The following is a 24,895-nucleotide window of genomic DNA, read 5'->3' on the forward strand; positions in this document are numbered from 1 at the left end:
TTTGCTTTGCAGCGGGGCTTAGTGCGCCAGTTCTGCCAGCATGCCAGCCGCGACAGAGAACTTGGAGACCGACAGATCCTTTTCCAGAATCTCGTTGGTTGCCTTCTGTGTTCTCTCAGCTTTACCGCCGTTGCGTTCCAGCCAACCGTCAAAGCCGTTTTCACTGTCCAGCGCGTGCGCTGTCAGATCACGCAGGGCTTCTGCGAGTACTGAGCGGGAACGGTCAAGAGCGAGGCCGTCATAGTAGTCACGGATTTCATACTCGCGAGCCAGTTCTTCAATGGCACCGAACTTGAAGTGTTCAGCAACACGGAAGTAGGAAGCAGCAACTTCGTCCACATCGCGGCCAGCTTTCTCGGAGACCAGAACGATATCCGGGATCACCATTTCACCAATGAGGCGTGCAATGCGGGCCGCAATCATGATCGGCACACCAGCGTCTACGAGGCGATTGGTTTCGGTCTTGAGGACGTCAACCTGCTTCTCTGACAGGAATGTTTCCAGACGCGGAGACAGATGCTCCACAGTGCCACGGAAGCGGTCGATTGCTGCTTCCAAGCCATCTTCGAAGGAAACATTGCGCAGGAACCACATGACCTGATTAAGCACAAGATCCTGAATTCGCTCATAAAGTTCGAGCTGCAATTCGCCGGAGATCGTGTTGTCGAGGCGATCGATATCAATGTTCAGCTGCGTCAGGCCAAATGCGTCACGAACCACTGCGAAGGCACGCGCCACATCCGCAACAGACGCGCCGGTCTGATCAACGATGCGGGTCAGGAATGCAGGGCCGCCGCGGTTGATGATGGAGTTCGCCAACATTGTCGCGATGATTTCGCGGCGCAGACGGTGTCCTTCGATTTCCTCCGTATAGGTTTCGGCCATTTGCTCAGGGAAGTAACGGTACAGCTCTTTCCCGAGGTAGGCGTCATCCGGAACGGAACTCTTGAGCAGTTCATCATGAAGCGTCAGCTTGGCGTAGGCCAACAGGACGCCCAGCTCTGGACGGCACAGGTGCTGGCCAGCTTTTTCGCGCTCTTCGATGGTGGTGTCGTCTGGCAGATTTTCGACTGCACGATCCAGCAGTTCCTGAGATTCAAGCTGCCGCATCATGCGGACCTGATAGCCAAGATCTTCCAGTCCGCGACGGTCACAGAGCGAGATTGCCAGTGTTTGCAGGTAGTTATTGCGCAGGACCAGATCAGCAACTTCATCGGTCATATCCGCCAGGAAGATGTTGCGGTCCGGAATGGTCAGGCTGCCCTTCTTCACTGCAGCGCCCAGCGCGATCTTGATGTTCACTTCCATATCGGAGGAGTTCACACCGGCTGAGTTGTCAATCGCGTCGGAGTTACAACGGCCACCGGCACGAGAGAACTCGATACGTGCCTTCTGGGTGATCCCCAGGTTCGCGCCCTCACCAATGACCTTGGCGCCGACTTCTTCTGCGGTGATGCGGATCGCGTCGTTGGCGCGGTCGCCCACGTCGTTGTTGTTCTCATCTGATGCGCGGATGTAGGTGCCGATACCACCGAACCAGAGCAGATCTGCCTTCATCTTCAGGATAGCTGTCATAACTTCCTGAGGAGATGCTTTGGCCTTGTTGAAGCCGAGCAGCTTTTGCACCTGGACGGACAGAGGAATGGACTTGGAAGAGCGGGAGAAAATGCCACCGCCTTCAGAAATCAAGTCCTTGTTGTAGTCCTGCCAGGATGAACGGCCCAGATCGAACATGCGCTTCCGCTCGTCCCAGGTCACAGCTGGATCCGGGTTCGGATCAAGGAAGATATCGCGGTGATCGAACGCGGCGACCAGCTTTGTTGCCTTGGAAAGCAGCATGCCGTTGCCGAACACGTCACCAGACATATCGCCCACACCACAAGCGGTGAATGGCTCTTTCTGGATATCCCGGTCCATCTCACGGAAGTGACGCTTTACAGCTTCCCATGCGCCGCGTGCGGTGATGCCCATCTTCTTATGGTCATACCCAGCGGACCCACCGGATGCGAATGCATCACCAAGCCAGAAGCCTTTTTCCTCAGAGATCGCGTTTGCGGTGTCTGAGAAGGTTGCTGTGCCTTTGTCTGCTGCCACAACGAGGTATGGGTCGTCCTGATCGTGACGAACAACCAGCTCTGGTGGTTCAACAAGGTCCGCATCCAGATTGTCGGTCAGGTCGAGCATGGATGCAATGAAGATCTTGTAGGCTTCTGTGCCTTCTGCCAGCCACGCGTCACGGGTGCCGTTGGTCGGAAGCTGCTTTGGCAGGAAGCCACCTTTGGAGCCCACAGGAACGATCACTGCGTTCTTAACCTGCTGTGCTTTTACCAGACCCAGCACCTCAGTGCGGTAGTCCTGTGCGCGGTCAGACCAGCGCAGGCCACCACGGGCCGCCGGACCGAAGCGCATGTGCACGCCTTCCACACGCGGGCTGTACACGAAGATTTCGCGGTACGGTACAGGCTTCGGAAGGCCTTCTACTTTATGCGGGTCAAGCTTGAAGGCGAAGGTTGCTTTTGGTTGACCTGCATCATCCAACTGGAAGAAGTTGGTACGCAGAGTGGCGAGGATCAGGTTCTGGAAACGGCGAAGAATCCGGTCGTCATCCAGGCTCGTCACGTCCTCAAGGCTTGCGGAAATCTCATCAATCAGACGGCTCTCCTTACCCGAACGTTCGAAGGTGCCAAGTGTCGGATCGAAGCGGGTATGGAACAGGTGAACGAGCTGCTGAGCGATCTGTGGATAGCGGTTAAGAGTTCCCCACATATAATCTTCAGAATAGAGTATTCCGGCCTGACGCAAGTAACGCGAGAGTGCACGGATCATCGCAATGTCGCGCCATGCCAATCCTGCGCTCAATGCGAGAGCGTTGTAGCCGTCGTTTTCAGCCTGCATATTCCATACTGCGAGGAACAACGCTCCAAGGCGCTCAATGTCCGCTTCCGTGAAGTTGCGGAAGCGATCTTCGTCAAGATGAAGTGTGGTGTCGTGCAGGTAGCTCAGGTCGCGATCAGCTGGTGTGATGCGGTAGGAGCGCTCGTTGATCACACGGAAACCGAGGTGTTCCAGCATGGGTACACGCGCGGAGAGCGAGATTGGTTTGTTCAGGTGGTACGCACGCAGAGAGATCTGGCCTTTGCCCTCACGCTCGCGTTTGTAGAAACTGATGACCAGTGGGCGCTTCTCGTTAAGCTGCTCAATCCGGCGGATATCCTTGGTCGCGAGGACCGCTGGGGTCGCTGAGGTATATTCACCATCAAACGCAGCGCCATAGCGCTTCAGAAGGGCGCCAGCAATGGCATTGCCATAAACGGAGCGTAACGCTTCGCTCAGGCCGTCTTTCCATGTGCGCACGATTTCCAGAATAGCAGCTTCCAGCTCTGCCTGAGACGGCTGAGGGGTGTCGCCTTCATAGCGGCCAACGATAAAGTGGACGCGGACCAGCGGGCCTTCCGGGAACGTTGCGTACCATGCGGACAAGCGCCCTTCATAGACGTTTGCCAGATACGTGCCGACACGCTCGCGAATGCCTGTCGTGAAGTGATCACGCGGAATGTAGGTGATGATCGATACAAAACGGTCAAACTTGTCGGTTCTGGACAGAACACGGACGCGCGGGCGTTCATTCAGCTGAAGGATCGCATTGGAGAAGTCGATGAGCGTCTTCACGTCAATCTGGAACAGGTCATCACGGGGATAGCCTTCCAGAATGTTACGGAGCGCACGACCGCTGTGGCTTTCCGGATCAAAGCCGGATTTTTCCATGACCTTTGCCGTCTTATGACGAAGATAGGGAATAGAGCTGGTTGAGCGGGTGTAAGCTGTTGCGGTGAAGAGGCCCACAACGCGCAGTTCTCCGCGCAACTTGCCATCTTCATCATAGAGTTTAACGCCAATGTAATCCATGTGCACCTGACGGTGCACGCGGCTGCGGATGTTGGCCTTACCGATGATGAGTGGGTCTGGTTTCAGCAGAAACTCTCTGATTTCCGGCGTCATCAGAACAAATTCAGCGCCCTTACGCAGAACGCGGACCTTCGGATCGGTCAGAATGCCCAGACCCGACCCTTCAATCAGGGAGAACTCGCCGTCTTCGCTTGTCCCATCAAAGATGAACTCGCGTATGCCCAGAAGGGTGAAGTTGTCTGCTGCCATCCACTCGAGGAAAGCGATGGCTTCGTCAAACTTCTTGTTGTCGTGCTTTGCGCGAACTTGCTGGTATTCTTCAACCGCTTGTTCGATTCTGTCGCGCATAGGGCGCCAGTCATCAACGGCCTGACGAACATCATTGAGAACCAGTTCAAGGCTCTCTTCCAGCTTCTGGATATCCTCATCGGAGTTGAGACGTGTGAGGTGGATGTGGATGAGACTCTCACGACGAACAGATGTTCCGCCAGTACCAACTGTTCCATGGAATTTTTGAAGGTTGCCTTCCTCGTCACGTTCGACGACAAAAAGCGGGTGCAGCACAAGGCGGACTTCGTAGCCAGCGACCTGAATTGCGCCCATTACCGAGGATACAAGAAACGCCATATTATCGTTGACGACTTCAACGATGGTGATGTCTTCAAGCTGCTTGCCATCAGCGTTTGGTTGCGGATTGAAAACGCGAATCCGGTGGGTTCCCAGCGGGTGCGTTGCAAAGTCGGCCCAGGCTTCCTGCGAAACAACAGCAAGCTCTGATGGGGTATAGTTCACGAGATCTTCTGTATCGGCGTACGAGAAGAGGTTTTCGGCAAACCTTGCTTCGTCTTCGTTTTCGTCAATCAGCAGTGCACAGGTATCGGCAATTAGCCCAGCTTTAGCCTCGGCTGTCGTTCTAGACATTCAGGCGTTCCTCATCCAACATTATAGTCGGCACAGGCTGTGCGAACATGCCACATGGACGCCGCCTATGCCTTTGAAACCTATTAAGGTGCATTTGTTTAGTTTTTCAATGCGAATCCCGTGAAGAACACCGCGAAAACACCAACTTCAGGAGAATTTGAGGCGGCGTGAGCGGGTTCTGAGAGTCCTCGTTATACTCAAAAAGGCGTAGTCGGCAACCTGATGTTGCTTGAGCCCCCCTCAACTGCCAATTGAGGACAGGGGCCTAAAAAAACACCCCCAATTCTGTGACAATAGGTGAAGGACGTTGTACAACCCCTGAACCTATTTCCAACTACAAGCTCCAAGGAGTCAAAAATGTCGGTGCGCGTGTTCATTGATGGAGAAGCCGGAACGACGGGTCTACAGATCCGCGAGCGTCTGGCTGGGCGCCATGACATTGAGATCCTCAGCATCGCTCCAGAGCGCCGCAAGGAGCTGGCAGCACGTGCAGAGCTTTTGAACTCTGCTGATGTAGCAATCCTGTGCCTTCCTGATGAAGCTGCAAAGGAAAGCGTGTCACTCATCGAGAACGACAGCACGCGCGTGATTGATGCTTCTTCTGCATTCCGCGTCAATCCAGAGTGGGCCTATGGCTTTCCCGAGATGACCCGTGATCAGGCGACGATCATCTCCAAGGCACGGTTTGTTTCCAATCCGGGTTGTTACCCGCAGGGTGTTATCGCAACAGTTCGCCCGCTGCTGGAAGCTGGCCTCATTCCGTCCACGCACGCGCTTACGGTGAATGCAATTTCCGGTTACAGCGGCGGTGGCCGTCAGATGATCGAGAAGTACGAGAGTGGCGACAAGGCATCTTCCTATTGGCCGTATGGATTGCAGTTTGGACATAAACATCTGCCAGAGATGCAGCTGTATGCTGACCTGGCCCATGCCCCGCTGTTCCAGCCTGCCGTTGGCAACTACGCTCAGGGCATGATGACGTTTGTACCGTTGCAGCTTGGACAGCTTCGCGACGCACCAAAGGGCAAAGATCTACACGCTGCCCTTGCCGACCATTTCGCCAGCGTGACTGGTGACGTGGAGGTGGCGCCCTTTGAGAGCGTGAATGCGATTGAAGACCTGAGCCCAGAGATGTTTAACGGCACCAACAAAATGCAGTTGCACGTATTTGCCAATGACGACCGGGCACAGGCCCTGTTGGTGGCGGTCTACGACAACCTTGGTAAAGGCGCTTCCGGTGCTGCCGTCCAAAACCTGAATATTATGATGGGCCTGAACGAGAGTATCGACCTCGCTGTCGCCTAACAAAAATTAGAGAATTCCAGAGATCCGAGGAGAGTATTCCATGGAAAAGTTCACAGTACTGACGGGTGTTGCTGCGCCTTTGCCATTGGTCAATATCGATACTGATATGATCATCCCGAAGCAGTTTCTTAAAACCATCAAGCGTTCGGGCCTTGGCACAGCACTGTTCCATGAGATGCGTACCAATGATGATGGCTCGAAGAACGAAGAGTTCGTGCTGAACAAGCCGGGTTACGAGAATGCTCAAATCCTCGTTGCCGGCGATAACTTCGGCTGTGGTTCTTCCCGTGAACACGCTCCGTGGGCGCTGCTGGACTTCGGTATCCGCTGTGTGATCTCCACCAGCTTCGCTGACATCTTCTACAACAACTGCTTCAAGAACGGCATCTTGCCTATCGTGGTCAGCCATGACGATCTCGACAAGCTGATGGACGATGCGGCACGCGGCGCGAACGCGACGCTGACTGTTGATCTGGACGCTCAGGAGATCAAAGGACCAGATGGTGGTTGCATCAAATTCGACGTTGACCCACACCGCAAGCACTGCCTGCTGAACGGCCTTGATGACATCGGACTGACATTCGAGAAGACCGACTCCATCGACACCTACGAAAAGGAACTGGAACTGAGCCATCCTTGGCACTGATTAACACGGTCGTTGATAAAGTTTTTTGGGCGCCCTCGTGGCGCCCTTGCTATATGGACTGCGTGCAGCGCAGCCCATGGAGACCCAAGTGAACAAAGACGCAGGCAGAAACTTCTCATTCAAATCGGCTTTTACTTGGTGCTTCGTGGCTCTGGTCGTTCCAGTCTGGATTATAGGTTTTACTTCCAGCATTTTTGCGAGCACTTGCAGGAAGCCCGGAATTGCTGAAGAGAGAAAGATCCGCGCCTGCAGCATTTCGATCACAACCAGCTATTTGACCAGTCTCATCGCATCCGAAGACAGGGAGCTTGCGATACTGTATCTGGAACGCGGTATTGCACAAAGTCGCCTTGATCGCTCTGAGGAAGCACTTGTAGACTTCAGGCTGGCTATCGAGAAGGCTACCGGCAATTCATTGAGCAAGCTGGCCGAGCGTATCGACGCTCACGAAGACCTTCTGGAGCTCTATCAAAGTAGAACAGGAAGACTGCACGCCCAGTCACGCTTATCCGCTCTAGGGCATTCTGTCAGCAGACGATTTGAAGAACTCATCCTGAGACTGATTAGGGAGGAGCCAACCTCCCAAGCTTGGTCAAACTGGGAGCAGCTGCTTAAATCGACAGTGAGTTAAAGCAACTCCCTTTGTCGCAAACTCCTTCATTTGGACAGTGCCCTCTTGCAAGAACTATACGATTGCCAGTTGGCTCCTTTGCGGGGCGTGGCAATTGGCTGGACAGTATGCTGTCCAATCACAAGCTTTTGGCTTTGTAAGCCACGCACCCCACAAGAGACCCTATAGACAGTATCAGGCCATGTCGGCGACTACCATGGAGACGCCGACTGCGAAGACGCAAAGGCTGGCGAGCATGGAGACCCGTTTGCCGTTGTTGCTGTTTGCCAGCCACGCACGTGCGGGGCCGGAGACGAGACTGCCCACGCCGTAATAGACGATCAGGCAGAGCAGGCTGGCGACCATGCCGAAGACCAATGCATAGATCCAGAACGGCATGACTTCCGGCATGTAGAACTGCGGAAGCAGGGAGAAGTAGAAGAACATGCCCTTTGGATTGAGCAGGCTGGTCAGGAAGCCGAATTTCAGATCATTTGTGTCAACAGGTGCTGGCTCGTTCCCCTCAGCAGTCCAGTTTCCTCCTGCAAAGAATAGGCGGTAGGCCAGATACATAAGATAGGCCAGCCCGATCCAACGGATCGCCTGAAACAGCCTTGGTTCGGCCAGAAACAAGGATTGGAAGCCGGCGGCGACCAGCACGGTGAAGACAACATAGCCACCAGCGATGCCGACTGATGCTTTGAGTGCAGCGGGCTTTCCGCTGGCCAGTGCCCTACTGGTGACGTAGAGCATATCCGGACCGGGTACGATAATCAGACTTAAAATAGTGATCAAAAACAGAAGGGTATTCGCAGCCATTGGAGTATTTTTCTTACAAGAGGTTTTATTCCGTATTTTTCCCGAATATACTCCGGCGCATATCCTCAGAATATCGAATTGTTTCCGAAAAATGGCCTCAACAATACACCTTGACCGAACAGACTTCGCTATATTGGAAAAACTGCAGGATAATGCACTGCTATCCAATAAACAGGTTGCTGCTGAGGTCAACCTCAGCCCATCGGCTTGCCACGAGCGTGTTAAGCGACTGAAAGAAGGCGGAATTTTACAGGGAAGCCATGCCGTGGTGGACCCAAAAGCCTACGGTGTGAGCTTTGAGGCGATGTTCCTCATCCAGCTGGACAGACATGAGGCGCTTCTGGTCGAGGAGTTCTTGCAGGAGGTCATCGCGCTGCGTGAGGTCAAGTCTGTTGCACTTATCAGTGGGGCTTACGATATCGTCGCCCATCTGCGGGTGCGGGACATTGACCACCTGAAGAGCCTTGCCTTCGAGAAATTCACCAAACGACCCTATATAACCAAGATCGAGAGCTCGATTGTCTACGACTTCAAGGAGAACCGTGTGCAGAAGCCGCTTTGAGCGGCGTCTCCCGAACCGAGAGCCAGTTCCTCCCTGTAGGAAGGGGCTTTATTTGCGTTTGCTGGCAACTTCTTGTTGGTGGCGCTCGTTCAGGGCTTCCACTTCTTCCAGTTTGCGACCTACACGCGCCAAAGCAGCGGCGGCAGAGGTGAACTGGTTTGCTTTATCGACGTAAAGCTTGCGGGCGGTCTCCGGAAATTCCTGCAGCATGCGGGAGAAGAGTGCGCGGCGAATGCGGATCAACTCGCAGTCTTCGAGAGCAACTGCGCGGGCTGGACGTTTGCCCTCAGTCATCAGCGCGTTTTCGCCAAATAGGCTGCCGGGACCGTAGGTACCTTGGGGGCGTGCGTCGCGCCCCATACCGGTTTCCAGCTGCACCTTGCCGATTGTCAGTACGATGCCACCGTCTGCCCGCTCACCTTCATTAAACACTGTTCCACCTTTGGACACCTGCATAGTTTCCGCACTGAATGCGAGCAGGCGCAACTGGTCCTCAGTGAACTGAGAGAGGAGTGGAACACGTCTTAAGACGTCGATGTCGCGGGCTAGACTCATAGTTCTTGAATTAGCCGCTTATGCCTCAAGGCACAAGCTTATATCCACCGGCTTCTGTGACCAGAAGTTCCGCGTTGGATGGATCGCGTTCGATTTTCTGGCGCAAACGGTAAATGTGGGTCTCCAGCGTGTGGGTGGTGACGCCGGAGTTGTAACCCCAAACCTCGTGCAGCAGAACATCACGCGTCACCGGCTTTTCGCCAGCGCGGTAGAGGAACTTGAGGATCGAGGTTTCTTTCTCAGTGAGACGTACCTTACCACCGCTTTCATCCTGCATGGACTTTGCAGCAGGCTGGAAGGAGTAGCGGCCAATTGAGAAGACCGCATCTTCACTCTGCTCATGCTGACGCAGGTGTGCACGGATGCGGGCGAGAAGCACAGCGAACTTAAACGGCTTGGTGACGTAGTCGTTGGCGCCAGCTTCCAGACCGAGGATCGTGTCGCTGTCGGTGTCATGACCAGTGAGCATGATGACCGGAGCGCCAAAGCCAGCCTTGCGCAGCAGCTTTACGGCTTCGCGGCCATCGATATCCGGCAGGCCAACGTCCATCAGCACAAGATCGAAATGATCTTCTTTTGCCTTTTTGATGCCGGTGGCAGCCGAGTCCGCTTGAGTGGTTTGAAATTCGTCATAAAGCGACAGCTGCTCAACGAGAGCTTCGCGCAAATCGTTATCATCATCTACAAGCAGAATCTTTCGTGCGGTCATCTTCTCACCTTATCGCCGGAGTTTGGCGCTAATCCTAAAACTTTTCTTATATAAATACATGAAGGGTTGCCAAAAAAAAGGCGAGTAAAAACATGGCAAATCTCCATTTTTTTCGTAAAATCTACTTCACGGGTTAGTGACCCGCGCTTTATTTGGGAGTGTTTCTCCCCGTAGTTTTCGCAGGACAACAGGTTTGTAGATGCTTCCTCTCGCAGTGCCCACACCGCCCGCCAAGTTGCTGAAAAAGACCCAAAAGACCCTGTTTGTACGACATACAGGTGATGAGCCTCACTCCGGTACGCTCACATTGGGGGCAGTAACATTTGCGTGTGCGCTTGGACGATCGGGTTTGACGTATACAAAGCGCGAAGGAGACGGCGCGACGCCAATTGGGTGCTTTGAGCTGCTGAATGTGTACTACCGCGCGGATCGCGGGTCCTGTCCGGTGACGTATTTGCCCGTTTCCCCGCTCTCTCCGAGGGATGGGTGGTGTGATTCTTCTGAGGACCCGCTTTATAACCGGCCCGTGGATCTGCCCTTTGCACGCAGCCATGAGGAGCTGTGGCGAGAGGATCGCCTCTATGACATTCTCGTGGTGCTGAATTATAATATGTACCCGCGGGTTCCGGAGGAAGGCAGTGCGATCTTCTTTCATGTGGCGCGTGAGGGCTTCTTGCCGACGGAAGGCTGTGTCGCCGTTTACCCGGAAGTGATGCGTGCTATTTTGAAAGAAATGGCACCCGGCGATGTGATGGAAGTCTGTGCGCATTAGTGCATAACGGGAGAATTCGATCAGGGACACTTTAACGTGGGCCACTCAAACGGCTCAGCCAAGGAAATTGCCTGCATTTTCCCTAGTAATCTATAATAATTTACTCCATATAGTGCCTTCTTGACGGTTTACGTACGAACGGAAGCAAGCTCATGGCGGATACGCTGGTTCCCTTTTTGAAAATGAATGGTCTTGGTAATGATTTCGTGGTGTTTGACAGCCGCGAGAAGAAGGTTGCCTTAACCCCAGAGCAGATTGCCTCTATCGGGGACCGTGAAAAGGGCGTGGGCTTTGACCAGATGATCACGGTCGAGCCTGCAAGTTCCAGCGCTTATGCGTTTATGCGCATTCATAACCGAGACGGCAGCGAAGTGGATGCTTGCGGCAACGCAACGCGCTGCATTGGTCGCCTGCTTATGCATGAAGCAGGTACGCAGAGTGTTCCTATTCAGACCAACGCCGGTTTGTTGATTGCGCACGCATCTGATACCGAGACGCTTGTGAGCGTTGATATGGGTATACCCCGTTTTGAGTGGGATCAGATCCCACTTGCAGAAGAGTTTGCTGACACCCGTGCGATTGAGTTGCAGGTCGGACCGATTGATGCGCCGGTGCTGCACTCACCAAGTGTTGTGAACGTTGGTAATCCGCATGCGATTTTCTGGGTGGATGATATTGAAGCCTACGACCTTGAGCGATTTGGACCATTGCTTGAGTGTCACCCAATATTCCCTGAAAAGGCGAATATCTCTCTTGCTCAGGTCATTGGCGAAAACGAGATCCGCCTGAAGGTCTGGGAACGCGGTGTTGGCTTGACGCGAGCCTGTGGCACAGCTGCCTGTGCAACAGGTGTTGCTGCAGCACGAACTGGCCGGAGCGCCCGCAAGTGCACCGTCCATCTGCCGGGAGGACCGCTGGACATTGAGTGGCGTGAGGACAACGACCACATCATTATGACCGGCGAAACCACGATTGAATTTGAGGGAGAGCTCGATCTCGACACCCTCACCTACACAAAGACCGCTTCGGGGGACGCGGCAATGGAGCCTACGAAGTGAGCATTGATGTTGTGACATTCGGCTGCCGACTGAATGCATACGAGTCGGAAGTGATGAAGCGCGAAGCAGAGGCTGCCGGCCTTAAGGATGCCGTGCTGATCAACACATGTGCCGTAACCAATGAAGCTGTCCGCCAAGCACGACAGACCATCCGCAAGACCCGCCGCGAAAACCCTGATGCGCGTATTATCGTAACGGGCTGTGCAGCGCAGACGGAATCTGAAACGTTTGCTGAAATGGGCGAAGTGGATCTTGTTCTCGGTAATTCTGAAAAGCTGGAGCGCGCCTCTTATAGCCGTGTCGCCCAGTTTGGCATTGAAGAAACTGAAAAGGTCCGCGTTAACGACATCATGAGCGTGCGCGAGACTGCGGGCCATCTGATTGATGGACTGGAAGGGCGCTCCCGCGCGTTTGTTCAGGTCCAGAACGGTTGTGACCACCGCTGCACCTTCTGCATTATCCCTTATGGCCGCGGGAATTCACGTTCTGTGCCGATGGGCGTGGTGATTGACCAGATCAAGCGCCTTGTCGACAATGGTTATGGCGAGATTGTTCTGACCGGCGTTGATATCACCTCCTATGGCGCTGATCTGCCAGGAACCCCGAAGCTTGGAACCCTGTGCTCCAAGATTTTGAAGATGGTTCCCGACCTCAAGCGCCTGCGCCTTTCTTCTATCGACAGCATTGAAGCTGATGAAGAGCTGATGGACGTAATCGCACACGATCATCGTCTGATGTCGCATCTGCACCTGTCTTTGCAGGCAGGTGACAACATGATCCTGAAGCGTATGAAGCGCCGCCACTCCCGTGAAGACACGATCCAGTTTTGCGAGGACGTTCGTAAGATGCGTCCTGATGTGGTGTTTGGCGCCGACATCATTGCCGGATTCCCGACCGAGACCGACGAGATGTTTGAAAACACCCTGCGTATCGTTGATGAATGCGGTCTGACACATCTGCATGTGTTCCCGTTCTCTCCGCGTCCTGGCACCCCGGCGGCCCGTATGCCGCAGCTTGATCGTAAGATCATCAAGGAGCGCGCTGCGCGGCTTCGTGTCAAGGGACAGGAAGCTTTGCTTGCGCATCTGCGCGCCGAAGTTGGCAAGACGCGCGAGGTCCTGATTGAGCGTGAAGGGCTGGGCCGGACCGAGCAATTTACGCAGGTTGAACTGGATGCAAATACCGCCGGAAGCCTTGTCTCCGCACGCATAACAGGGCATACCGAAAGACATCTGATTGCCGAACCAATTGGTAAAGCAGCTTAAGCTTATACATTTCAAAGGTATCATTCCAGAATGAGTGAAAAGAAGCGCGGTTTTTTCAGTCGCCTGTTTGGTGGCTCCTCAGAAGAAACAAAGGACGAGCAGGAGCAAAAAGCACCTGAAAGTGCGGAGCTGCGCGAGTCACTTGAGAACCTCCAGTCCGTTCCGCTTGACCCTGTCGAAGGCCTTGAAGAAACAGCTGAATCCATTGCAGATGAAACTCTTGATCTGGAGAATCCAGAGGTCCCCACGGCGACCGAAGAGGAAGCTTCTGAAAAGCCTCACAATTTGAGTGAGGCAGAGACGAAAGCGCTCGAAGAAACTGCTTATCTGGATACCGACGATCTGGCTGAGGATATTGCCGATGGACGACCCGTTGTCACGCCTGAGAGCCCTGAAGCATCTGGCACACCGCAAGCAACTGAAGAAGACAGAAGCGCTGAAAGTGTTCGAGACGACGGAACATCCGGAGCAACTGGCGAAACTCAAGAAGCTGAAGAAGTTGAAGAAACTCGAGAAGATCGAGAGATACAGCAAACTGAGGAAACTGGAGAGGCTCAACAGGCCGAAGAAGCCGGAGGACCTCAAGAAGTTGAGGAAGTTGGAGAAGCTGGAGAAACACAGCGAGTTGAGGAGTCTGGAGAAGATACTCCGGTAAAGAAGAGCTGGTTCCAGCGTCTTAAGGCCGGTTTGTCGCGCTCTTCCAGCGCGCTGACTGAGGGCATCAGCTCCATCTTCACCAAGCGGAAGCTGGATGCGGACACGCTTGAAGAACTGGAAGATATTCTCATTCAGGCCGATCTTGGCATCGATACAGCCATTGCAATTACCGACCGTGTTTCTGACGGGCGTTACGACAAGGAAATCTCCGGCGAGGAAGTGCGTACTATCCTTGCAGAGGAGATCGAGAAAGTCCTTGAGCCTGTTGCCAAGCCGCTGGATCTGAATACCGAACACAAGCCGCACATCGTGCTGATGGTGGGTGTAAACGGTACAGGCAAAACCACCACAATCGGCAAGCTGTCTTCTTTGCTTCATGCACAGGGCAAGAAGGTTATGCTTGCAGCGGGTGACACATTCCGCGCCGCAGCCGTTGAGCAGCTGAAGGTTTGGGGTGAGCGCACAGGTGCTGAAGTGGTTGCGCGCGATACCGGTGCCGATGCTGCTGGCCTAGCTTATGATGCAGTTGATACCGCTCTCAGCAATGGTACGGATGTGCTTTTGATCGACACCGCCGGGCGCCTGCAGAACAGAGCTGAGCTGATGGATGAGCTTGAGAAGATCATCCGCGTGATCCGCAAGCGTGTTCCTGATGCGCCGCACACCACCTTGCTGACCCTTGATGCGACCACCGGACAGAACGCGCTGTCCCAGGTGGACATCTTCGGAAAAGTTGCTGGTGTGAACGGTCTTGTCATGACCAAGCTGGACGGCACGGCTCGCGGCGGCATTCTGGTGGCCATCGCCCGCAAATACGGTCTGCCCGTGCACTTTATCGGCGTTGGTGAAGGCGTTGAGGACCTTGAACCGTTTTCAGCCAAAGAATTTGCTTCTGCCATTGCTGGCAAGGAACATGAGCTGGATTAAGACAGCCCTAAGAATCAGGGAAGGCGCGTGTCGCCTTTCCGCTCCTCCCCTCCTCTTCGGTAGTTTCTATAGGTTCACTGGACAGGCCCGGGCGATCAGGTAGACTGGATTTTTAAATTTCCAGCCCATCGTTTAGCGAGCCCCTCCATGACATTTGAGTATTTGCTGACTTCCTTCGTTGTTATTCTGCTGCCCGGCACCGGTGTGCTTTACACAATTGCGATTGGGCTTGGGAAAGGATTAAAGCCGAGTGTGGCGGCTGCGTTTGGCTGTACGCTGGGAATTGTTCCCGCCGCACTGGCGAGCATCATTGGTGTGGCCGCAATCTTTCACAGCAGCGCCCTCGCCTTTCAGGTCCTCAAATATCTTGGTGTTGCTTACCTGCTTTACATGTCATGGAGCATTCTACGCAGCGGTGGAGCGCTGGAAGTGAGCGGTGAGAAGCGTGAGAGAACGCTGTCTCGCACCGCACTGGATGGCATCTTGCTCAATGTGCTGAACCCGAAGCTTTCCTTGTTCTTCCTCGCGTTTCTGCCTCAGTTTGTCTCCCTAGACAGCGGGAATGCGACTTCCGCGCTGCTCTTACACGCGTTCATCTTTATGGTGCTCACCTTCATCGTCTTCGTCGGGTATGGTGCCATGGCGTCTTTGGCGCGCGATTATGTGATCAACCGCCCAAATGTTATGGCTTGGCTTAAGCGAGGATTTGCAGCTACGTTTGGCGCTCTTGGTGTCAAACTGGCGCTTTCCGATAGCTGATCAGCGCAAACGCAATTCTGGAAAAAGCTTGCAATGGGGACGCAATGGAGAAATTGAAACTCAGGGTTCCACCGCCTTTGGTGTTCGTTGGCTTTGCAGTCCTCATGTGGCTCGTTGCTCTGGTCTTACCAGGTAACGTCGATCTGCACGGCACAGAAACTGCCTTTCTTGTCATCGGCCTTGGAGCGGGTGGATATTTTTCTTTTACCGGGTTCTTCGAATTTCGCAGAGCGCGCACAACAATAAACCCATTTCACCCTGAAGAAACGACAGCACTCGTTTCTGGCGGGATCTATTCCAAGACACGCAATCCCATGTATCTGGGTTTGCAAATCATCCTGCTTGGCTGGGCGATCTTTCTGGGCAACCTGTTCGCCATCCCGGTTGCTTTGGGCTTCGCCGCTTATATTACCGAGTTCCAGATCAAGCCTGAAGAGGAGATTCTGGAAGAGAACTTCGGTAAGGAATTCCTTGCCTATAAGGCCCGTGTGCGCCGCTGGATCTAGAGTAGACCATGGCCGTGTCTCCGGCCATGGTGTTAAATCGCCTTGATGCCTTGCACAGCAACAACTGCAAGCTCAGCCCATTAGGTGCTGATGACCCCTTCAATTGCTTCCAGACGGAATGCGGCAGCCATCAGGGCTTTGGTGTATTCTGTTCTTGGATTATCGAAGACTTCATCTGAGGTTCCCGCCTCCATCACCTTGCCGTGCTGCATGACCACAACATCATTGGCGAGGGCACGGACGACCTTGAGGTCGTGCGAGATGAACAGATAGGCCAAACCGTGTGCGGTTTGCAGGTCTCGGAGCAAGTCGACGACCTGTGCCTGTACGCTCATATCGAGCGCTGAGGTTGGCTCATCCAGCATCACAAACTTTGGCTCCAGCACCATGGCCCGTGCAATGGAGATACGCTGGCGCTGTCCGCCTGAGAACTCGTGCGGGTAACGGAACCGCGTCGCGGCATCCAGACCCACCTCCTCAAGCGCGGCGGCGACCTTGGCTTCCCGCTCCTTAGTGGAAAGGTCAGGCATATGGATCTTAAGGCCCTCCCCAACAATGTCGGCGACCGACATGCGGGGTGACAGGGAACCGAACGGGTCCTGAAACACGATCTGCATGTCCCGGCGAAGGGGGCGCATCTGCTTCCAGGAGTTTGCCTGAATGTCAGCGCCATCAAAGCTGATCCGGCCTGTCGAGGAAATCATCCGCAGGATTGCAAGGCCCAGCGTGGTCTTTCCCGAGCCGCTTTCACCGACGATACCCAGCGTCTGGCCAGCACGGACAGTGACATCAATTCCATCGACCGCCTTGATGTGGCTCACCGTTCTGCGCAGGAAGCCCCTTTTGACGGGGAACCAGACTTTGAGGTCTTTTGCCTCGACGATAATCGGCTGTCGGGAATCGCTTTGCGGCGGATTTCCTTTAGGCTCAGCTGCCAACAGGTGCTGGGTGTATGCATGCTGTGGGCGTTCGAAGATGTCTTCTGTGTCACCCTGCTCAACGATCTTGCCCTGTGTCATCACACAGACACGGTCAGAAATGCGGCGCACGATGCCGAGGTCGTGGGTGATGAAGAGCATGGCCATGCCCGTGCTCTTCTGCAGGTCTTTCAGCAGTTGCAGGATTTGCGCCTGAACCGTTACATCCAGCGCAGTTGTGGGTTCATCCGCGATCAGCAGGTCTGGTTCATTTGCCAGCGCCATGGCGATCATGACACGTTGGCGTTGGCCGCCCGACAGCTGGTGCGGGTATGAATTCAGGCGTTCTTCCGGATCGGGAATGCCAACCTGATCAAGCAACTCCAGCACGCGCTTTCTGGCGTTGGTTTCACCCAGACCACGGTGGATCTTCAGAACCTCCGCGACCTGCCGTTCAATCGTGTGTAGCGGGTTCAGGGAGCTCATTGGCTCCTGAAAGATCATTGAGATCTTGTTGCCGCGCACCTGTCGCATTTCGCTCTCAGTCGCGCCTATCAGGTCTTCCCCCTGATAGACAACCTTGCCAGAGGGGTGACTTGCGGCAGGGTATGGCAGGAGCTTGAGCACGGAAAGGGCTGTAACTGACTTGCCCGAGCCACTCTCTCCGACCAATGCGACTGTCTCGCCCTTCCTGATATTGAAGGAGATCCGGTCAACGGCATGATTGTCCTTTTCTCCCTGACGGAAGGCGACGGACAGGTCCTCAACAGAGAGGAGCGTTTGATTATTGGTCATTTGCGATCCTCCCTTCTTCAGTTCATCGTCTTGCGTGGATCAAAGGCATCGCGCACGGCTTCACCAATGAAGATCAACAGGCTGAGCATAATGGACAGCACGAGGAAACCTGTGATGCCGAGCCAAGGGGCCTGAAGGTTGTTTTTACCCTGCTTGAGCAGCTCACCCAATGACGCAGACCCTGGAGGCAGGCCGAAGCCAAGGAAGTCCAAAGCGGTCAGGGTTGAGATCGAGCCATTCAGGATGAACGGCATGAATGTGAGCGTTGCGACCATTGCGTTTGGAAGCAGGTGACGGCGCATAATTGTGCCGTTGGATACGCCCAGCGCTCGTGCTGCCGAGATGTACTCAAAGTTTCTGCCCCTGAGGAATTCAGCGCGCACCACGCCCACCAAGGCAACCCATGAGAAGGCGAGCAGGATCGAGAAGAGTATCCAGAATCCGGGCGTGAGCACCGAAGAGATGATCAAGATCAGGTAGAGCGTTGGCATCGCTGTCCAGATTTCAATGAAACGCTGGAAGCCAAGATCGACCCAACCGCCATAGAAGCCCTGTACTGCACCGGCGCCGATGCCGATGACAGAAGAGGCAAGTGTGAGGGCCAGACCAAAGAGCACAGAGATTCTGAAGCCGTAAACAAGACGAGCGAGAACATCACGCCCCTGATCGTCCGTACCAAGCCAGTTCCAGTTGCCGATTGTGCAGTTCGGGTCATTTACCCCATCTGCATAACGCTCACAGCGCTGCTCCTTGTCCATCATCCAGCTTGGCGGTGCTGGGGCCGGGACGGGAATTTCGTTGTTCACGGTCTGGTAGGAATAACGAACTGGTGGCCAGATAATCCATCCATTGGCATTGATCTCGTCCTGAATGAACGGATCACGATAGTCCGTTGTTGCCAGAAAGCCACCGAATTTTTCTTCCGGGTAGTCAACAAAGATCGGAGCGAGCAGTTCCCCCTTATAGGAGACCAGCAGTGGGCGATCATTGGTAAGGAACTCTGCAAACATCGCTAGAACGAACAGGACCAGAAAAATCCAGAGAGCCCAGTATCCACGCTTATTTGCTCTGAAGTTCTTCCAGCGGCGTTCATTAAGCGGGGAAAGTCTCCTACGCTTTTCCGGGGGCTGCGTTTGTTCTGGCAGCGGATTGATCGTTTCGTAGCCTTCATCCTTAAGGCGTTTTTCAAGCTGTGTGTCCATTGCTCGTCACACCTCCCGGCTTTCGAAATCGATCCGCGGATCAATCCAAGTGTAGGTGAGATCTGAGATCAGGTTCACAATAAGACCTATCAGCGAAAAGATATAAAGCGTGGCAAACATGACCGCATAGTCGCGATTGAGGGCCGATTCAAAGCCCAAGAGACCAAGGCCATCCAACGAGAAGATTGTCTCGATGAGGAGAGAGCCCGCGAAGAATGCCGAGATAAAGGCGCCAGGGAAGCCAGCGACCACGATGAGCATGGCATTGCGGAACACGTGGCCGTAGAGCACCTGACGTTCTGTCAGCCCCTTGGCGCGGGCGGTCTGCACATATTGCTTCCTGATTTCATCAAGGAAGGAGTTCTTCGTCAAAAGCGTCGTCGTCGCAAATGCAGAAAGAGCCATTGCGGTCAGTGGCAGAACCAGGTGCCAGAAGTAGTCGAGAATACGATGCGGCCATGACATGTCGACCCAGTTTTCCGAGGTCAGCCCTCGCAGTGGGAAGAAATCCCAGAAGGAGCCGCCAGCAAACAGGACGATTAGCAGGATCGCGAACAAGAACCCGGGGATGGCATAGCCCACGATGATGACGCTGGATGTCCAGACATCAAAAGACGTCCCGTCTTTGACTGCCTTTCGGATTCCAAGAGGTATTGATATGCCATAGGAAATGAGCGTCATCCAAAGCCCAAGCGAGATGGAAACCGGCAATTTTTCGATGATTAGATCAACAACGGCAATGTCCCGGAAATAGCTCTCACCAAAATCAAAGGTGGCGTAACTCAAAATCATCCGGCCAAAGCGTTCCAGTGGTGGCTTATCAAAACCAAACTGCGCTTCCAGCTCCTGAATGAATTCCGGGTCCAGACCCTGCGCGCCTCGATATTTCGATCCTGCGCCCTCTCCGCTGCCCTGATTGGCGCCAGCTGAGCCACCGAAATCACCTCCACCACCGGAAATCCGGCTGGTGGCTGACACACTATCCCCTTGCAACTGAGCAATCACTTGCTCAACCGGTCCACCGGGCGCAAACTGGATAATGACAAAGTTAATCGCCATGATGCCGATCAGTGTCGGGATCATCAAAAGCAATCTACGCAGAATATAGGCGCCCATGGGCTTCTTTTGTCCCTAATTTATACGCCGATGCAAACGGCTTTACTTGCCGATGCGAGCGGCTTTTTCCGTATCGACCCACCACGTTGTCTCTACGGGGAAATCATAGGCTGGCATATCCGTTGGAATGCCAAACATGTCCCAGAGAGCAACTGTATGGGACGCTTTGAACCATTGTGGTACCCAATAGTAACCAGCACGCAGAACTCTATCCAATGCCCTGGCAGCGGTTACCATTTCCTGACGCGACGATGCATTAATCGCCTTTTCAACCAGATCATCGACAGCAGGCAGTCTTATGCCTGAGAGATTGTAAGAACCGAAGGTTTCTGCAGCCTCAGATGTCCAGAGGTTTTGGATGGTTGACCCGAGTGTCGGTGTCAACGAGAAACGATGCCCGACAATGTCGAAATCGAAGTCATTTACACGTTTTTGGAACTGCGCTGGATCAACCACTCGGAAGCTCGCTTCAATACCTAACAGACTGAGATTCTTGACGTATGGCAGCACGATTCGTTCAAAAGTGGGCGAACTGGAGAGAAATTCCATCACCAATTGGTTTCCATCGGGGCCGATCAATTGCTCGCCTCGCCGGAAGTAGCCTGCCTCTCTAAGAAGAAGTGAAGCTTCTCTAAGAAGCGTGCGGTCCTGCCCGGATCCGTTGGAGACTGGCTGTGTGATTGCCTCGCCAAAGACCGCTTCTGGTAAATCATCCCTATAAGGCGCCAGCAAAGCCAGTTCAGCGTCACTGGGTAGGCCGACCGCTTTCATCTCTGAATTTTCGAAGTAGGATTGCGTTCTTATGTATTGATCATAAAAGAGCGCAGCATTCGACCACTCAAAATCAAATGCATAGCCGAGCGCCTCGCGAACCCTTGGGTCGGAGAACTTGTCACGGCGTGTGTTCAGGAACCAGCCCTGCGCTCCAGATGGCAGGCCGATTGCAAATTCTCTTTTGATAACACGTCCTTCTGTAAAGGCCGGGAAATTGTATTCCGTTGCCCATGTCTTGGAGGAGAACTCCTCATGGAAAGTGAGCGTCCCCTTCTTAAAGGCTTCAAAGGTTGCCTGACGTTCGCGGAAGAAGTCGAAACGAATGATCTCGAAATTGTAGTGCCCTTTGTTTACCGGCAAGTCGTTTGCCCAGTAATCCTCGACTTTTCTGTATTCGATATACCGCCCGATCTCGTAACGCCCCACTGTGTACGGGCCGGAGGACAGTGGTGGTGTCAGCGTCGACGCCTCGAAGTTGTAGCGGGTGTAGTAGTCCTTCGAGAAAATGGGGAGAGTTGCTATCAATAAGGGAAGTTGCCTGCTGTGATTACCGGAAAAGGCGACTGTCACAGTGTGCTCATCCGGCGCCGTTGCAGAAACCATCTCCTGAATCGACTGGCTAATATACGGATGACCTTTTTCCTTCAGGGTGTTCAGGCTGAAGGCAACGTCCTCTGCATTGAGGATTGAGCCGTCGTGGAAGCGGGCTTCAGGACGGATTTTGAAGGTTACAAAGTTGCCATCGTCAGAGACCAGCGCGCTTTCGGCAACCAGCCCGTAGACCGCATCCGGCTCATCGAAGGCGCGGACCATCAGGCTATCAAAGCAACGCTCCATACGTGGTGGAGCGTCCCCTTTGAGGATGAAGCTGTTGAATGTATTGAAGGTTTGAGGGTTCTGATTATAGGTCCAACTCGGTGCGGTCATGTTGATCTGACCACCTACCGGCGCTTCCGGATTGACATAGTCAAAGGCCGTGAAGCCCTTTGGATACTTCAGATCACCGAACACGGAGAGGCCATGGCTCCAAGTTCCGGCCTGAACCGGCAAGGCGCCCCCAGGGATGAGGAACGCTGCCGCTGTCGCCGCGCTGAAGTGTAGGAAGCTACGTCTATCGAGTTGGTTTCGCACTATCACTTCGCCTCCGCTACCTTTTGCGCTTTGGCTTCATCCCACCACCAAATTGTTGGGAAGCCAACGTCATATTCAGGAAGTTGCTGAGGATGTGAGAACCGGTCCCAACGCGCCACACGGCTGAACGGAGAAGTCCATCCTGGGATGGTGTATTGCTCCCACATCAGAATGCGGTCCATAGCTTTGGTTGCCGCTGTCAGCTCTTCACGATTATCTGCATTCACAATGATATCAATCAGCTCATCGATTGCTGGATCTTTAATACCCGCATAGTTTCGCGAAATATCATCGTCAGCCGACTCCGAACCCCAGTAACCGCGTTGTTCGTTACCCGGAGACAGAGACTGTACCCAACCAGTATAGATCATGCCAAAATCACGATTTCGAATACGGTTTATATACTGGGAGCTGTCCACTACGCGTAGCTGCAAATCGATACCGATTTTGCGCAGAGATGTCTGATAGCGAAGAGCAACACGTTCAAACGAATCGCCATTCAGCAGGTATTCAATAGTGAATGGCTCACCAGTTTCCTCGTTTACCAGCTGCCCTTGTCTTTGCACATAACCAGCTTCTTTGAGAAGATCGAGGGCCATTCTCAGATTGGTGCGTTCCTGACGAGCGTCTTCCGAAACCGGGTTGACGTATGGCTCAGTGAAGATCTCCTCAGGCACCGCTGATTTGAGCGACTTCAGAATCTCCAGTTCGCGGCCTTCCGGCAGGCCAGAGGAGGCAAGTTGGCTTCCATTAAAGTAACTGGTGAATCGGCTGTATTGATCGAAGAAAATCGTGCGGTTCATTTCCTCAAAGTTTAGAGCGTAATTCAAAGCACGGCGAACACGTCGATCCTGGAATTGCTCTAGGCGCGTGTTGAGGATAAACCCCTGCATCAACCCAATGCCGCGGTATGTTTGCGGGAATTCCTCTTTCACGATCTCGCCACGGTGCACCGGTGGGACGTCATAGGCCGTTGCCCAGTTCTTCGCAATGGCTTCTGTACGCCAGTCAAAACGATCAGCCTTGAATGCTTCCAGTTCAACAGTCTCGTCGCGGTAATACTCGTAGGCAATTTCGTCGAAGTTGTCTTTACCGACATTTACGTTGAGATCTTTGGCCCAGTAGTCATCGACGCGTTCATACGTGATCGACCGGCCAGGCACGACTTCGCTAACTTTGTAGGCACCGGACCCCAGCGGGACCTCCAGCGTACCTCGTGATATATCCCGCTGTTCACCCTCGCTGTTTGTTGCCGTCCACCAATGCTTTGGAAAGACAACAAGTTGGCCCATGATTTGAGGTGCTTCGCGGTTGCCCGCTTCAACAAAGTTGAATTTGATTTCGGTTGGGCTGAGAACTTCGTAGCCTGTAACATGCTCATAATAGTTCTTGTACATCGGGTTCAGTTCCCGAAGTTGATCGAAGGACCATGCTACATCTTCTGTGGTAATCTGTGTGCCATCGTGCCAATGGGCTTCTGGGCGAAGACGGTAGATAACCCAAGAGAAATCGTCCGGATATTTCAAGGCATCTGCTATGAGGCCATATTCTGTCGAGATCTCGTCACTGGAGGGCGTTGTCAGTGTGTCGTAGATGAGACCAAGGCCAATTGGCGTGACGCCGCGGTTGGGGACCAAGTTCAGACTGTCGAATGTTCCTGTCCACGCCATACGGACCCTGCCACCCTTTGGGGCATCCGGATTTACATAGGGGAAGTACTCGAAGTCTTCCGGCAAGGCTGGCTCACCGATTAGAGAGGTTGCGTGCCGCCATTCAGGTTCACTGGTTTCAGCAATTGCCGCTGAGGAAGTCAGGCTTGCAAAGGCAAGCGTCAGAGCTGCCAGTGAGCTATATAATTTGGTCCGCACAACGTTCCTCCATAAAGACAATCAGTAGTTCCATCGTAGAAAAAGCACCACGCTTCGAAAATTGAACTTCTCTTGCAGCTTTCATCCAGACTTAACCTAAGATTACGGCTGAAAACACTTCTGCGACAACGTCTTTCGCTAAGATGACAAAAATTTAACTGGAAGAAACGAGGAAAAGGTTAGCATTCAACCAAAATTAGACAATAAAAAAGCCGGGAGTAAATCCCGGCTCTTTGAGAATTCTACCCTCATATCTGAGGGAAGGAGATCAAATCAAGATCAATTAATTGGCACTGGATTATCTGAGAGTGAGTTCAGATAAGCAATCAGATCAGCGCGCTGGTCGTCTCTCTTCAGGCCAGCGTAGCCCATGCTGGTACCAGGAATGTGAGCTCTAGGAGACTCGATGAACTCGTTGAGCTGCTCGAAAGTCCACTCTGGGTGGGTTGTCGCAAACTCCTGCATCGCGGTGGAGTACGAGAAGCCTTCGTGAGAAGCTGGTGCGCGGCCTACGATGCCCCAGAGATTAGGGCCAACCTTGTTCGCGCCACCGTCGTCAAACGTGTGACAAGCTGCACACTTTCTAGCTTGTGTTTCGCCATCTTCAACAGAGGCGTTGGCGAGCAGTTCTTCAATTGGCACGACCGCGACGACTTCTGCAGCTGCTTCACTTGATGCGTTATCCGCACTGGCAACTTCGATTTCATAACCGCGCTGCTCGTCTCCGTGAGGCGCAAAGATGACTTCCGTCAAAACATTCAGGCCCAAGAATGCAACCAAGGCGAACAGAATTGCACCGGCAATTTTGTTCAGTTCAAACGAATTCATAGCTCATACGCTCCGAATATTGGTTAGGCTCGCCCTGACGCAACAGGCATTGCACCTAACTTGATCTGTATATTTTGCTGGGAAACTACAGTTATTTTTGGGCTCTTGTCCATAATTTAATTAGTGTTTTTCCTAGGTCTTTCGCAGTGATGTGGACCAGAAGTTGATCTGTGTGAATTCAAAAAACCATGGAACACAACGGGTTTCGTCGCATCGCAGTTTAAAATAGCTATAAACTACTGATTTGTTCCGCGTTATTCCGCTCATGCCAAATTTGATTGTAGGAA

Annotated in this window: 20 protein-coding genes; 10 read left to right on the forward strand and 10 right to left on the reverse strand. The window is 53.5% G+C overall.

What is annotated here, in order from left to right:
• Window positions 1-18: 18 nt before the first annotated feature.
• Window positions 19-4,827 carry an NAD-glutamate dehydrogenase gene (locus IE076_RS06140; RefSeq protein WP_189435894.1) on the reverse strand — a complete coding sequence of 1,603 codons (4,809 nt, stop codon included), beginning with the start codon at window positions 4,825-4,827 and terminating at the stop codon, window positions 19-21.
• Between the two features lie 357 nt (window positions 4,828-5,184).
• On the opposite strand from IE076_RS06140, the gene argC reads away from it, so the two are divergent.
• The 3 genes from argC (at window position 5,185) to IE076_RS06155 (ending at window position 7,409) form a co-directional block, all read left to right on the forward strand.
• Window positions 5,185-6,132, forward strand: coding sequence for an N-acetyl-gamma-glutamyl-phosphate reductase (gene argC, locus IE076_RS06145; protein WP_189435895.1), 948 nt, complete (start codon window positions 5,185-5,187; stop codon window positions 6,130-6,132).
• A 40-nt stretch (window positions 6,133-6,172) separates the two neighbouring features.
• A complete protein-coding gene (gene leuD / locus IE076_RS06150; RefSeq protein ID WP_189435896.1) occupies window positions 6,173-6,778 on the forward strand; it encodes a 3-isopropylmalate dehydratase small subunit in 606 nt (201 codons plus the stop codon).
• Between the two features lie 88 nt (window positions 6,779-6,866).
• A complete protein-coding gene (locus tag IE076_RS06155) occupies window positions 6,867-7,409 on the forward strand; it encodes a tetratricopeptide repeat protein (RefSeq protein ID WP_209008903.1) in 543 nt (180 codons plus the stop codon).
• A gap of 174 nt (window positions 7,410-7,583) precedes the next feature.
• Here the strand turns inward: IE076_RS06155 and IE076_RS06160 are convergent, their stop codons facing one another.
• Window positions 7,584-8,207, reverse strand: coding sequence for a LysE family translocator (locus tag IE076_RS06160; protein ID WP_189435897.1), 624 nt, complete (start codon window positions 8,205-8,207; stop codon window positions 7,584-7,586).
• Window positions 8,208-8,298: 91 nt separating this feature from the next.
• On the opposite strand from IE076_RS06160, the gene IE076_RS06165 reads away from it, so the two are divergent.
• Entirely contained in the window at window positions 8,299-8,769 is a 471-nt protein-coding gene (locus tag IE076_RS06165) for an Lrp/AsnC family transcriptional regulator (protein WP_194539857.1), read from the forward strand.
• Window positions 8,770-8,817: 48 nt separating this feature from the next.
• Here IE076_RS06165 and IE076_RS06170 read toward each other — a convergent pair whose 3' ends face one another.
• Complete coding sequence (locus IE076_RS06170) at window positions 8,818-9,324, reverse strand: cyclic nucleotide-binding domain-containing protein (protein WP_189435899.1); 507 nt, start codon at window positions 9,322-9,324, stop codon at window positions 8,818-8,820.
• 25 nt (window positions 9,325-9,349) lie between these two features.
• Complete coding sequence (locus IE076_RS06175; RefSeq protein WP_189435900.1) at window positions 9,350-10,033, reverse strand: response regulator transcription factor; 684 nt, start codon at window positions 10,031-10,033, stop codon at window positions 9,350-9,352.
• 199 nt (window positions 10,034-10,232) lie between these two features.
• On the opposite strand from IE076_RS06175, the gene IE076_RS06180 reads away from it, so the two are divergent.
• The 6 genes from IE076_RS06180 to IE076_RS06205 all read left to right on the forward strand — a co-directional run bounded on the left by IE076_RS06180 (window position 10,233) and on the right by IE076_RS06205 (window position 15,977).
• Window positions 10,233-10,805, forward strand: a complete 573-nt coding sequence (locus IE076_RS06180; RefSeq protein ID WP_189435901.1) for a L,D-transpeptidase family protein — start codon at window positions 10,233-10,235, stop codon at window positions 10,803-10,805.
• A gap of 152 nt (window positions 10,806-10,957) precedes the next feature.
• Window positions 10,958-11,863 carry a diaminopimelate epimerase gene (gene dapF / locus IE076_RS06185; RefSeq protein ID WP_209008904.1) on the forward strand — a complete coding sequence of 302 codons (906 nt, stop codon included), beginning with the start codon at window positions 10,958-10,960 and terminating at the stop codon, window positions 11,861-11,863.
• Window positions 11,860-13,128, forward strand: a complete 1,269-nt coding sequence (mtaB, locus tag IE076_RS06190) for a tRNA (N(6)-L-threonylcarbamoyladenosine(37)-C(2))-methylthiotransferase MtaB (RefSeq protein ID WP_189435902.1) — start codon at window positions 11,860-11,862, stop codon at window positions 13,126-13,128. The genes dapF and mtaB overlap by 4 nt, the downstream gene beginning before the upstream one ends.
• A 30-nt stretch (window positions 13,129-13,158) precedes the next feature.
• A complete protein-coding gene (gene ftsY / locus IE076_RS06195; protein WP_189435903.1) occupies window positions 13,159-14,712 on the forward strand; it encodes a signal recognition particle-docking protein FtsY in 1,554 nt (517 codons plus the stop codon).
• A 147-nt stretch (window positions 14,713-14,859) separates the two neighbouring features.
• Entirely contained in the window at window positions 14,860-15,471 is a 612-nt protein-coding gene (locus IE076_RS06200; protein WP_189435904.1) for a LysE family translocator, read from the forward strand.
• A 44-nt stretch (window positions 15,472-15,515) separates the two neighbouring features.
• Window positions 15,516-15,977, forward strand: a complete 462-nt coding sequence (locus tag IE076_RS06205; RefSeq protein ID WP_189435905.1) for a methyltransferase family protein — start codon at window positions 15,516-15,518, stop codon at window positions 15,975-15,977.
• Window positions 15,978-16,057: 80 nt separating this feature from the next.
• On the opposite strand, the gene IE076_RS06210 is transcribed toward IE076_RS06205, so the two are convergent.
• From IE076_RS06210 to IE076_RS06235, 6 genes are all read right to left on the reverse strand, one after another.
• A complete protein-coding gene (locus IE076_RS06210) occupies window positions 16,058-17,689 on the reverse strand; it encodes an ABC transporter ATP-binding protein (protein WP_189435906.1) in 1,632 nt (543 codons plus the stop codon).
• 17 nt (window positions 17,690-17,706) lie between these two features.
• On the reverse strand, window positions 17,707-18,891 hold the full coding sequence (locus IE076_RS06215) for an ABC transporter permease (protein ID WP_189435907.1): 1,185 nt from the start codon (window positions 18,889-18,891) through the stop codon (window positions 17,707-17,709).
• A 6-nt stretch (window positions 18,892-18,897) separates the two neighbouring features.
• A complete protein-coding gene (locus IE076_RS06220) occupies window positions 18,898-20,007 on the reverse strand; it encodes a microcin C ABC transporter permease YejB (protein WP_189435908.1) in 1,110 nt (369 codons plus the stop codon).
• Window positions 20,008-20,049: 42 nt separating this feature from the next.
• Window positions 20,050-21,918, reverse strand: coding sequence for an ABC transporter substrate-binding protein (locus tag IE076_RS06225; RefSeq protein WP_371871468.1), 1,869 nt, complete (start codon window positions 21,916-21,918; stop codon window positions 20,050-20,052).
• Window positions 21,915-23,780, reverse strand: coding sequence for an extracellular solute-binding protein (locus IE076_RS06230; RefSeq protein WP_244649619.1), 1,866 nt, complete (start codon window positions 23,778-23,780; stop codon window positions 21,915-21,917). Before IE076_RS06230 ends, IE076_RS06225 begins: the two co-directional genes overlap by 4 nt.
• Window positions 23,781-24,059: 279 nt before the next feature.
• Complete coding sequence (locus IE076_RS06235; protein ID WP_189435909.1) at window positions 24,060-24,608, reverse strand: c-type cytochrome; 549 nt, start codon at window positions 24,606-24,608, stop codon at window positions 24,060-24,062.
• Between the last annotated feature and the right edge of the window lie 287 nt (window positions 24,609-24,895).

It is taken from the genome of Pseudovibrio japonicus (assembly GCF_014651595.1).
GTDB lineage: Bacteria > Pseudomonadota > Alphaproteobacteria > Rhizobiales > Stappiaceae > Pseudovibrio > Pseudovibrio japonicus.

Excerpts from the sequence above, each read along its gene's own strand:
- IE076_RS06140 (WP_189435894.1), bottom strand. The coding sequence starts at position 4,827 with ATGTCTAGAACGACAGCCGAGGCTAAAGCTGGGCTAATTGCCGATACC.
- argC (WP_189435895.1), top strand. The coding sequence starts at position 5,185 with ATGTCGGTGCGCGTGTTCATTGATGGAGAAGCCGGAACGACGGGTCTA.
- leuD (WP_189435896.1), top strand. The coding sequence starts at position 6,173 with ATGGAAAAGTTCACAGTACTGACGGGTGTTGCTGCGCCTTTGCCATTG.
- IE076_RS06160 (WP_189435897.1), bottom strand. The coding sequence starts at position 8,207 with ATGGCTGCGAATACCCTTCTGTTTTTGATCACTATTTTAAGTCTGATT.
- IE076_RS06165 (WP_194539857.1), top strand. The coding sequence starts at position 8,299 with ATGGCCTCAACAATACACCTTGACCGAACAGACTTCGCTATATTGGAA.
- IE076_RS06170 (WP_189435899.1), bottom strand. The coding sequence starts at position 9,324 with ATGAGTCTAGCCCGCGACATCGACGTCTTAAGACGTGTTCCACTCCTC.
- IE076_RS06175 (WP_189435900.1), bottom strand. The coding sequence starts at position 10,033 with ATGACCGCACGAAAGATTCTGCTTGTAGATGATGATAACGATTTGCGC.
- IE076_RS06180 (WP_189435901.1), top strand. The coding sequence starts at position 10,233 with ATGCTTCCTCTCGCAGTGCCCACACCGCCCGCCAAGTTGCTGAAAAAG.
- dapF (WP_209008904.1), top strand. The coding sequence starts at position 10,958 with ATGGCGGATACGCTGGTTCCCTTTTTGAAAATGAATGGTCTTGGTAAT.
- ftsY (WP_189435903.1), top strand. The coding sequence starts at position 13,159 with ATGAGTGAAAAGAAGCGCGGTTTTTTCAGTCGCCTGTTTGGTGGCTCC.
- IE076_RS06200 (WP_189435904.1), top strand. The coding sequence starts at position 14,860 with ATGACATTTGAGTATTTGCTGACTTCCTTCGTTGTTATTCTGCTGCCC.
- IE076_RS06205 (WP_189435905.1), top strand. The coding sequence starts at position 15,516 with ATGGAGAAATTGAAACTCAGGGTTCCACCGCCTTTGGTGTTCGTTGGC.
- IE076_RS06210 (WP_189435906.1), bottom strand. The coding sequence starts at position 17,689 with ATGACCAATAATCAAACGCTCCTCTCTGTTGAGGACCTGTCCGTCGCC.
- IE076_RS06215 (WP_189435907.1), bottom strand. The coding sequence starts at position 18,891 with ATGGACACACAGCTTGAAAAACGCCTTAAGGATGAAGGCTACGAAACG.
- IE076_RS06220 (WP_189435908.1), bottom strand. The coding sequence starts at position 20,007 with ATGGGCGCCTATATTCTGCGTAGATTGCTTTTGATGATCCCGACACTG.
- IE076_RS06235 (WP_189435909.1), bottom strand. The coding sequence starts at position 24,608 with ATGAATTCGTTTGAACTGAACAAAATTGCCGGTGCAATTCTGTTCGCC.